This window comes from Microcystis sp. M53598_WE2, from assembly GCF_030067735.1.
Classification (GTDB): Bacteria; Cyanobacteriota; Cyanobacteriia; order Cyanobacteriales; family Microcystaceae; genus Microcystis; species Microcystis aeruginosa.
Genome location: NZ_JASJFE010000423.1, coordinates 1 through 1,998, shown reverse-complemented (window position 1 = coordinate 1,998; position 1,998 = coordinate 1). Strand labels below are relative to the sequence as shown.

General features: G+C 43.9%; 3 protein-coding genes. All 3 read right to left on the bottom strand.

Going from position 1 to position 1,998, the window contains the following annotated elements; genetic code table 11:
* Positions 1–327 precede the first annotated feature (327 nt).
* On the bottom strand, positions 328–735 hold the full coding sequence (locus PX636_RS08960; RefSeq protein ID WP_002798417.1) for a hypothetical protein: 408 nt from the start codon (positions 733–735) through the stop codon (positions 328–330).
* 2 nt (positions 736–737) lie between these two features.
* Positions 738–1,136 carry a hypothetical protein gene (locus PX636_RS08955; protein ID WP_079209156.1) on the bottom strand — a complete coding sequence of 133 codons (399 nt, stop codon included), beginning with the start codon at positions 1,134–1,136 and terminating at the stop codon, positions 738–740.
* Positions 1,137–1,251: 115 nt separating this feature from the next.
* Positions 1,252–1,866 (bottom strand): DUF1349 domain-containing protein, encoded by a 615-nt coding sequence (locus PX636_RS08950; RefSeq protein WP_288116800.1) that lies wholly within the window; start codon positions 1,864–1,866, stop codon positions 1,252–1,254.
* Positions 1,867–1,998 lie beyond the last annotated feature (132 nt).

Sequence of the window (1,998 nt, the reverse complement as noted above, 5' to 3'; positions counted from 1 at the left end):
GGCTGAATAAATCTAAAAACCTTGCTGGATAAGACTTTTAGACTTTTTTGAAATCCAAAAGTACCAGATATGGGAGTGATCAGGGGGAAATTCAGGTACTTTTTCCCTGAAAATTAGGTAATTGACCCCCTCAAAATCGATAAAACCCCACACCCCACACCCCACACCCCACACCCTGCCCCCAGGAAAAGCTTTTTCAGCAGACCCTAAGTAAACTTATTATACCCTTTCATAGTAACAGGTAAGGATGTTCGGTTTCCTTAAAATCGATCGCTGCAGCGGTAGGACCCGCATTAAGGAACGCATCCTACCAGATCGGCGATCATACTATTCCCAAGTTAGAGTTATGCCTTCTAGGTTACATACTCTCTGAATAGTTTCCAGTTTACTCTCAGTCAATTTCCCAAATAGGTGAACTCTCATTTTATGCTTAGGATAATACTGTCCATAACTCTTGATTTGCCCAATCGCTGATTTCCAGCCTTTTGTATTTTTAACTTCAATTATTTCCGTATTAGTTAAGACATCTATTCTACCTACCTTATCAATGTAAACCTCGGTTTTTCCTCCTAATTCCCCAGCCAGTTTGTCCCGATACCAAGCCTCTGTCCCCTTTACAGGAGTATTTATCTCCGGCTCAATAACTATGCCATTAAGCTGATTAATAAAGTCCCGAATTGCTCCTCTTACTAATTTTTGAGCAGCATTGGGGGACTGTCTTTTCCGTTTAGCCATTCTTACTCAGTGAATAATTTAGAGATACCATATCCAGCTAAACCAATTACTGCTCCTACTGCCGCTACGGGAGCCATTGTAACTGCAACTGCCGTCCCCCCTACTGCTAATCCCATACCTCCAACCAATGCTGATATGCCGGCTCCAGCACCCGCACCAATTGCCGCTGCTCCAATTGCCGTTGCGTCTTGTTCTTCTATTGCTTTTTTGGTTCCGTAAACTGCTGTGCCGACCACTGCTCCTGCCGCTGCTACTGGAGCCATACCGACTCCTAGAGCAGTTCCTCCTACAGCCAGTCCCATACCCCCAACTACTGCCGATGCACTAGCTCCAATCGCTGTACCTACTCCCACTGAAATCATTGCCTCTTGAACTTCTTCTGGCTTATTTTTGTCCATTATTTTTTGCCTCATTAGCTTTGGGTAATTATGAAACTCTAGCATAAGACAGACAAGCCGTGAACCACAACAAGTCAGGCGTTAAGGCGCATAAGTGCCAGTCGGGTGCATACAGTTATTAGCTGGCTTCTGGTATTGCCAGCCACTGATTGTCTGAGATTTCCAAGGTTTTGAAACAACAGCGAAACGCTTTGCCTATCGGGCTGCAGGCATACACTCCGATTTGGCAATCGTCGGCTATCTTGTGTAAGTGTGTGATCCGCATTTGCAGCCAAGCCTGCCCATCATAAGAATTCTCTAGCAGAAAATCGCTCCCCCGTTTACTGATGCGATACCACATTTCGCGGTATCCTGAAGCAATGTCTTGCGTTGCCCAATCAGAATATCCCAAATTGGTCACCACAGAACCAAGCCGACTAGCTTGTTCGCTTTCATATTCCGTGGAAACTTTTATCCAATTCTGACTGTCAATCCGCACCATTAGGCCACATTGATCATATTTTTCCCGAGGCTGAAATTCTACTTGGGTCATTAGGGAAAAATCCCCAACTTGTCGCATCAATAAGCAATGCCCATCATCTCTTTGAAAACCATAGTGCGTGTTTTGCCAAAAATCAGTTTTTTCATCTGTAGAAATTTCCAAGCCATTACCCAAACGATAATGCGTCGGCTCGTTGAGCCAGTAAAAATCATCTGACAATGCTGGCTGTAAAAAATTTTCACTAAGTCCCATAACATCGCTCCTAATCAGATACATCGTGATATTACGGGGCCAGCTAACCATTAATTATACAGAAACTTTCCGAATAACCAAAGTAGGAATATATGGAAACTTTCGGCATATCACCCCGTTCTGTAGATTCCT